Source organism: Azospirillum sp. RU38E (assembly GCF_900188385.1).
In the GTDB taxonomy this organism is placed as follows: domain Bacteria; phylum Pseudomonadota; class Alphaproteobacteria; order Azospirillales; family Azospirillaceae; genus Niveispirillum.
Genome location: NZ_FZOI01000042.1, coordinates 1 through 7,512, shown reverse-complemented (window position 1 = coordinate 7,512; position 7,512 = coordinate 1). Strand labels below are relative to the sequence as shown.

Sequence of the window (7,512 nt, the reverse complement as noted above, 5' to 3'; positions counted from 1 at the left end):
TTTGATCACCGGCATCCTCCCCGCAGACAGCGGGAGACAGGATGGCGGTGAGATGGCCGCAAGGCCCCGGGGGGCATGCCCCCCGGGGCCTTGCCTCTGCCAAAACTGGGGACTTTTCATTCGCCACTTCTGGGGAGTTTTATCCCGCCAGCGACAGGACAGTCTGGCGGAGAACCTGCAACGGGTGGCCCTGCACCCGCTGGATCAGTTCCGCGCCTTCCAGACCCTGATGGACAAGGGCCTCAGCGAAGAAGACATCGCCGCCCGCTTCTTTGTCACCCCGGCGGTGGTTAAACAGCGGCTGAGGCTGGCGACGGTCTCGCCCAAGCTGCTGGAGATCTATGCCGAGGATGGCATGAACCTCGACATGCTGATGGCCTTCAGCGTCAGCGACAGCCATGAGCGGCAGGAACAGGTCTGGGCCTCGATCACCCAGCCCTGGCAGAAGGAGGCCTATCACATCCGCCGTACCCTGACGGCCAGCAGCATTCCGGCCTATGACAAGCGTGCCCGCTTTGTCGGGCTGGACGCCTATATCGCCGCCGGTGGCCCGGTGATGCGCGACCTGTTCACGCCGGACGAGGGTGGCTGGCTGGGCGATGTGCCGCTGCTGGAGCGGCTGGTGTCGGAAAAGCTGGCCAAGGCCGCTGACGCTGTGATGGCCGAGGGTTGGAAATGGGTCGAGGTGAATGTCGATTTCCTCTATGGCCACACCGTCGGTCAGCGCCGCCTGAAGGGCGAGATCGTTCCCAGGACGGAGGATGAGGAGGCGCGGTACATCGACCTGTCTGCCGAGTATGAACGGCTGGCCGAAGAGCATGACACGGGCGAGGAGGTTCCCGAGGAGGTTCCCGAGGAGGTCGATCAGCGGCTGACGGCCCTGTCGGCTGAAATCGCTCAGTTGGAAGAGCGGCCGGAGCGTTTCGATCCCGACGAGATGGCGCGGGCCGGTTGCTATGTTCGTGTGAACGCCGAAGGCGAACTGCGGGTGGAACGTGGCTTTGTCCGCCGCGAGGATGAACCGCCGGTGGAGGAGGTTATCCCGGAGGGTGGCACGCCGGAATGTGATGTCTCCCAACCTGCTGCTGCCCATGCTGCCTATACCGGCACCAGTGTCAGCCAGGAGCCGGAGCCCGAGGATGAGGGCATGAAGCCCTTGTCCGACCGGCTGGTGATGGAACTGACCACCCATCGCACCCTGGCGCTGCGTGATGCCTTGGCGCGGGACCCGGACACGGCGTTTCTGGCCGTGCTGCATGTGCTGTGTCTGGACACCTTCTATCCCGGCTCCTATGCCAGTTGTCTGGAAATCAGCGCCCGCGGCACAGTGCCGGTGCTCCAGGAACCCAGCCTGCGCGACTGTGCCGCCGCCACCGCCATCGTGGACCGGCATGAGAACTGGCGGCAGCAGATGCCGGCGCGGGCCACCGAGCTTTGGGATGTGCTGGTGGGTTTTGATGCCGACAGCCGGGCGGCCCTGTTCGCCCATTGCGTGGCGGGCACGGTGAATGCCGTGCATGAGAACTGGAACCGCCACAATGGCCGCCTGAACCATGCCGATACGCTGGCCGGCGTGCTGGACCTGGACATGGCCGCCGCCGGTTGGGTGCCGACCGTGGACAATTTCCTGGGCCGCATCACCAAGGCGCGCATCCTGGAAGCCGTCCGGGAAGCGAAGGGGGCAGACGCTGCCCAGCGCATTGAGCACCTGAAGAAGCCCGACATGGCGGCCCACGCGCAGGAGCTGCTGGCAGGCACGGGTTGCCGCGCCGACCATCCTTGCATGTCGCGGGCTTGATCCGCACTGACCTGTATCAGTGGCCCTTGGCAGGCCGCGCAGAGACAATGCCCGCCCTGCCAAGGGTCCGGTCGGCAACCTGCATCAACACCGACTGTTCTGGTCAAGCCGGACGTCGCGCCGGCAAACCCTTACCCCCCCCTTGGCCGGCAGGAGAGCGTTTACGCTGATCCAGGCCAGTTACGCCTAACTCACGTCTTTGAACAGTCTCGCCATCGGTAGCTGGTCCGGCGAACAATTTGGTTTATGATGCTGTTGCGTCTGCCTGCGATGCCGGGTCAGATCAGCGCCTTGTGCCCGAGTTGCAGCAGCTCCGCTGTCGTCATATGTGAAAGGTCCGCTACCAGCGTGGTGGCAATCCGCGCATAGGCGTCCTTATTGTGCGCCTGAAGGTAATTGCTCAGATGGTGTGCCTCGTTGCTCTGGCCCTTGCCGTGGCCGATCAGCACGATACGCCCATTGTGACCGATGGCATCGGCAACGCGCGAGAAGAATTCCGTGTCGCCGGGAAAGGTCTCCCCGCGATCGCTGTCTGATCCGATACGTTTGATATGATGAACGAAATGGTGAAGCCCCTCACCTTTGTCCGAATTTGGCGACAGATCATCCTCAGGCCCGGCAAGGGTCAGCACCTTGGCACCGGTGTGATCAATGACAATGATCGTGGCAGGGGAGGGATGGGCCGAATGAAGGGGTGGCGCATCGGGTGCCCAGCCCGTTCGGGTCAGCAGATGCCGCAACTTGATGAGATTGTCGGTCGTCACGTCCTTGTCATGTTGCCGATCAATCCGAATATGCTCTCCACCGGCATGAAGCGAGTATTCGCCACTGCGCCGATGATCGATGTCACCGATCCCGGTCAACAAAGCCACAACGTCCCTCCAGGCCAGATTATGCGCGACCGGATGCCGGAAAATGGCATCAAGTGTCCGTCGGCTCTGCCCCGTGGTGGAGGCATAGGCATTGGCCAATGGTGGGGATGCGGGGGCGGGGGAGTGTTGGGACATCATATCGACTTTCAAAAACGAGCGGGCCGTTAAGGCTATGTCGTCATAGCGACGCCCGGCAGGGGCGGAATCTACGCATGTCGATCAGTCCAGTCCCCCCCCTCACACAGGACCGTCAAACCGCATGACCGACGATATCGCCGATAATGGCCGTGATCCCTATAGCCACCGCGCCCCAGAACACCACGCGGATGCCCGCGCGCCAGGGGCTGGCACCGCCCACACGCGCGGCCAAAATGCCCAGCATCAGCAGGGTAGATAAGGAAGCACCCCAGAGGACAGGCACCAGGACCGCATGGGGGGGTAATCGCCACCACGATGATCGGTCCGGTGGCACCGGCCATGAATGCGGCGGCCTTGCTGCGGCCCACGACGCTTGATCTCGCCACGCTGGAACGGTGCTTCACCGTGCGCGCCAATGACGGTTTCGTGGGGGCGTTTGCGGGCAGTCTGCTGGCGCGCCTGCGCGCCCAGGCCCCCCTGGTCGTGTTACGCTTCGCACCGGAAGGCGAGAATGACGATGACACGCTGCGCGAGATGGGGCCGGAAGTGCGCATCCAGACCATCTTCCCCGATCATTTTGTCGGCATGGCCCGCGCCGATCATCCCATCTTTTCGGTGCCGATCACGCCGGAACGTTTCTGCGCCTATGACTAGATCAGTTCTTCCCGGCGCGGACGGGCGCTTGGCCCGGTTGACAAGGCGCTGACCGATCTGGGCCTGAAGCGCCGCGTCGTCCTGATCGTCCCCTTTCCCAAGACGGCGCTGGCAGCGCTTCCCGACAGCGATCTGATCGCCCCGGTGCCGAACCATGTCCGCTGCTCTGCCGAAGCGATGGGTGCCGGCCTTCGCGCCTTCGACCTGCTGCTGACACTGGAACCCGTTATCATCGGCCAGGCTTGGCATCCCCGCTTTGACAAGGATGCGGGGCATCAGTTCCTACGGCAGGCAATCAGGGAGGTCTGCACGGCGTGGTGACGTTGCCTTCTGACGGGGCACCGACCGGGTGCAGGCCTTCCTGGAAATGCTATGCATATTACCCGCCCCAGCGGTGGGACAGTATAAAACTATACCGTTCCGGGCGTACGAAGAAGGTGGATTGCACCGCCGTCGACTGGTCCGCGAAATAGGATCGGCGGTCCATGACCAGCAGCGGTGTACCGGGCCGAACCTCCAGCATCGCCGCGGCCTCGCCCTCTGCGGCGGTGGCCTTGATCTCTACATCGGCACCGCAGACGGGCTTGCCGATCACGTCGTCCAGAATGGAATAGATGGGCGTATGCTGGGCATTCATCCAGTCATAAGGCGCCAGGGCAGAGGGCAGAATGCTGCGGCCCAGTGCAACCGGGCTGTTATCCACCAGATGCAGGCGCACAGCCACCAGGCAATGTTCGCCAAAATGGTCGCGCAGTTCACGCGGGGTCGATGTGATATCGGCCCGCAGGTGCCGCATGGTGGCGTTCAGCCCTTGCAGCTTCAGGGATTCGTGAAAACTGCGCAGCGTGTCCAGCGGGTGGCGCATCCTTGTGTCGGCGGTAAACGTGCCTTTGCCCTTGCGCCGCACGATCAGACCCTCCGTTTCCAGCAGGTCCAGCGCCATGCGCACGGTGACCCGGCTGACCGCGAAACGGTTTCCGATTTCTGCTTCGCCGGGCAGGCGGCCTGACGGTTCAAAAAGCCCCGCGGCGATTTCGTCGCGCAGGCGCACCGCGATCTGGCGATACATCGCCGTCGCATTTTCCCGCACCAAACCCACGGCCGCCCCCTGTCACATGCACCAAACGGCGTTCTTGATGCCACTGGGCCGGGGCGGTTTCAACGATTTCAAGTCGGGGGTTGTCAACATGTATTGTAATGTATTATCGTCAGATTAACGTGAAATATTGAAATAAACACTAATATGAGTGTTGTTATGAATCTCGCCCCAGCTGGCGCCATGTTCCTGGTCGATGACATTCACTATCGCTATCCAGGCGGGCAGGAGGTGTTCCGCGGTCTGGGTTTGCGGGCCCGTCCGGGGGAGTTCATTGCCGTTCTGGGCCCGTCGGGATGTGGTAAGACCACATTGATGAACCTGTTGTCGGGTTTCCTGGCGCCGCAGACCGGCTCCGTCACCGTCAATGGTCAGCCGGTTCATCCGGAAATGGCGGCCCTTGGCTATGTGTTTCAGTCGCCGCACCTGTTTCCCTGGCTTTCGGTGTTGGACAATGTGCGGTTTGGTCTGCGTATGGCGGGCCAGATGGATGATGCGGCGCAGCGGTCCAGGGCGTTGGAATTTCTGACCCTGGTCGGGCTGCGGGATGCCGTCCACAAGTTGCCGCACGAATTGTCGGGCGGGATGCAGCAGCGGGTGGCCCTGGCCCGTGCGCTGGTGCTGGAACCGAAGCTACTGTTGCTGGATGAACCGTTCGCGGCGCTGGACGCCATCACCCGTGCCAGCATGAACGAAGAGTTGCTGCGCCTCTGGGCCCGGCTGGGCCAGACGGTGGTGTTCATCACCCATGACATTGAAGAGGCCGTGTTTCTGGCCGACCGGGTGGTGGTGCTGGATGTGGCACCTGCTGGCATTCACAGCGAGTTGACCATTGATCTGCCGCGCCCGCGCTGTCTGCGGGAAACGCGGCGGCTGTCGGCCTTTGGTGACTATACCGATACGCTGATGGCCCGCATTTCAACCATTGTTGCCACCGCATCTGGCCCGTCGCCGACGGCTGCCCAAAGGATTTCCGCATGAGAAAGATCGTTGTCGCCGCCGTCGCCGCCTTCATCGGCTTTGCGACCCCGCAGGCCCCGGCCCAGACAAATGACCACCCTTTGCGGGTCGGCTGGGTGTTTGCCATGGCCAATGCCCCCGCCCTGATCGCCGACAAAAAGGGCTTCTATGCGGAACAGGGGCTGACGGTGGAGCTGAAATCCTTCGGCGATGGCCCGGTGGTGCAGCAGGCCTTGGCGGCGGGTGAACTGGATGTCGCCTATATCGGCGCGCCCCCCGTCTATCAATGGTATGCGCGCGGCCTGGATGCCCGCATCCTGGCCAAGGTCAATTACGGTCAGGCGGCTGTTATTACCAATGATCCGGCCATTCGTGGCTTGAGTGACCTGCGCGGGCGCAAGCTGGCGGGGGTGGCGCGGGGCAGCGGCATGGATGTGCTGCTGCGCGGCTTTGTGTTGAAGGAAGCCGCCGGGCTGGAACCCGACCGTGATGTGTCGTTGTTGCAGATGGCGGTGGGCAACATGACGGGGGCGCTTGACGGCCACACTGTTGACGCCGCCTTCACCTGGGAACCGTTCATCAGCCAGTCGGTGCTGCGCGGGACCAGCCGGGTGGTCTTTGATGTCAATCAGGCCCTGCCATCCTATCCCTGGTATGTGGTTATGGCCCCGGTGAAAACCCTGCAATCCCGGCCCGATGATGTGGTCAAGCTGCTGCGGGCCCATGCCAAGGCCATCGCCTTTCTGAATGATCACAAGGAGGAGGCCGATCGACTGATCGCTGAGGCGTTTAAGCTGGAGCCGGTAACCGGCCCCGACGGGCGTGAAATCCCTCCGACCGCCATCGTTGCAGAAGCCCGTAAACGCCTGGGCTGGTCCGATCGGTTGGCCGAGGCTGACCTCGCCTTCATTCAGCGTCTGATCAACTATTCCCTGGCCCAGGGTCTGCTGTCGCAGCCGCTGGATGTGCGCCAGATCGTCGACACCACCTATCTGCAACAGGCTGACCGTAAATGAGGCTGGCACTGCCAAAACCCTCCTGGTCATGGGCATCGCTTCCCGCCCTGATCGTCGTGTGGGGCCTGGCGGCCAGTCAGGTTCCTGCCTATGTGCTGCCCCAACCATGGGCGGTCGTGGCCGAGGCGCTGCGCTGGCTGGGCAATGGCAGCCTGGGACAGCATGTGGGGGCCAGTCTTCTGCGGGAGTTGGCAGGATATGGGGCGGCCGCCATCGCCGCCCTGATCCTGGGCGTGGCGGGAGCGGTTTCGCTGTCTTTTCGTAAATTTGCTGGACCGTTGATCGGCCTTTTCATGGCTGTGCCGCCCATCGCTTGGGCACCGCTCTGCATGATCGTCTTTGGTCTGGGCAATCTCGCCATCGTGGTGGTGATCTTCATCGCCTCGGTCTTTCCCATGACCATTGCCATGCAGGAAGGGTTTCTGGCCATCCGCTCCGGCCATGTGCGGGCGGCGCGGACATTGGGGGCGCGGCGCTGGCAGTTGCTGCGCCATGTCTATCTGCCAGCGTCCCTGCCATTTCTGACGGCGTCGCTTCGCATTGGTTTCGGCCAGGCCTGGCGGGCGCTGGTTGCCGCCGAAATGCTGGGGGCCAGCCAGGGCATCGGCTGGATGGTCGCCATGGGCGGCCAGATTGGCAACACCACCCAGGTTCTGTTGGGCATCGCCATCATCGGCTTTACCGCCTGGCTGGCCGAAAGCCTCGTCTTCCGCCGTATGGAACGGCATTACCGCACCTGGCATCTGAACGAAGGAACCTATTCGTGACCGACATTGCCGCCAATCCGGGCCATATCGCGCCCCTGGGCCTGTATGAACGCAATCGCGCCCGCCCCTTCCTGGGGCACACCACCTGTTCACACGGCCGTCTGGTGGCCGGCGAGTGGACAGAGGTGCAGTTGGTTTACGAAGTCGGTGCCTCCGGTCTGGCCGACGGTGCCGCCATCAAGCTGGCCATCAAATTTTATTCCGACTGGGC

The 7,512-nt window shown here is 62.9% G+C and carries 9 protein-coding genes; 6 read left to right on the top strand and 3 right to left on the bottom strand.

Annotated features, from left to right (window positions below):
- Positions 1-184: 184 nt before the first annotated feature.
- Positions 185-1,798, top strand: coding sequence for a hypothetical protein (locus CHB97_RS25365; protein ID WP_089290817.1), 1,614 nt, complete (start codon positions 185-187; stop codon positions 1,796-1,798).
- A 278-nt stretch (positions 1,799-2,076) separates the two neighbouring features.
- Here CHB97_RS25365 and CHB97_RS25360 read toward each other — a convergent pair whose 3' ends face one another.
- Both CHB97_RS25360 and CHB97_RS27160 read right to left on the bottom strand, forming a co-directional pair.
- Positions 2,077-2,769, bottom strand: a complete 693-nt coding sequence (locus tag CHB97_RS25360; protein WP_089290816.1) for a hypothetical protein — start codon at positions 2,767-2,769, stop codon at positions 2,077-2,079.
- A gap of 151 nt (positions 2,770-2,920) precedes the next feature.
- Positions 2,921-3,052, bottom strand: a complete 132-nt coding sequence (locus CHB97_RS27160; protein ID WP_371333143.1) for a VIT1/CCC1 transporter family protein — start codon at positions 3,050-3,052, stop codon at positions 2,921-2,923.
- Between the two features lie 71 nt (positions 3,053-3,123).
- Between CHB97_RS27160 and CHB97_RS25355 the strand changes: the two genes are divergently transcribed.
- Positions 3,124-3,462, top strand: coding sequence for a hypothetical protein (locus CHB97_RS25355; protein ID WP_089290815.1), 339 nt, complete (start codon positions 3,124-3,126; stop codon positions 3,460-3,462).
- A gap of 379 nt (positions 3,463-3,841) precedes the next feature.
- Here CHB97_RS25355 and CHB97_RS25350 read toward each other — a convergent pair whose 3' ends face one another.
- Positions 3,842-4,561 (bottom strand): GntR family transcriptional regulator, encoded by a 720-nt coding sequence (locus CHB97_RS25350; RefSeq protein ID WP_244559710.1) that lies wholly within the window; start codon positions 4,559-4,561, stop codon positions 3,842-3,844.
- A gap of 156 nt (positions 4,562-4,717) precedes the next feature.
- Here CHB97_RS25350 and CHB97_RS25345 point away from each other — a divergent pair, with 156 nt between their 5' ends.
- From CHB97_RS25345 to CHB97_RS25330, 4 genes are all read left to right on the top strand, one after another.
- Entirely contained in the window at positions 4,718-5,539 is an 822-nt protein-coding gene (locus tag CHB97_RS25345) for an ABC transporter ATP-binding protein (RefSeq protein ID WP_244559709.1), read from the top strand.
- Positions 5,536-6,534, top strand: coding sequence for an ABC transporter substrate-binding protein (locus CHB97_RS25340; RefSeq protein ID WP_089290812.1), 999 nt, complete (start codon positions 5,536-5,538; stop codon positions 6,532-6,534). The genes CHB97_RS25345 and CHB97_RS25340 overlap by 4 nt, the downstream gene beginning before the upstream one ends.
- Positions 6,531-7,301 (top strand): ABC transporter permease, encoded by a 771-nt coding sequence (locus CHB97_RS25335; RefSeq protein ID WP_089290811.1) that lies wholly within the window; start codon positions 6,531-6,533, stop codon positions 7,299-7,301. The genes CHB97_RS25340 and CHB97_RS25335 overlap by 4 nt, the downstream gene beginning before the upstream one ends.
- Positions 7,298-7,512, top strand: a 215-nt coding sequence (locus CHB97_RS25330; protein ID WP_143271325.1) for a hypothetical protein, incomplete at its 3' end; no start/stop codon positions are given. The genes CHB97_RS25335 and CHB97_RS25330, both read left to right, overlap by 4 nt.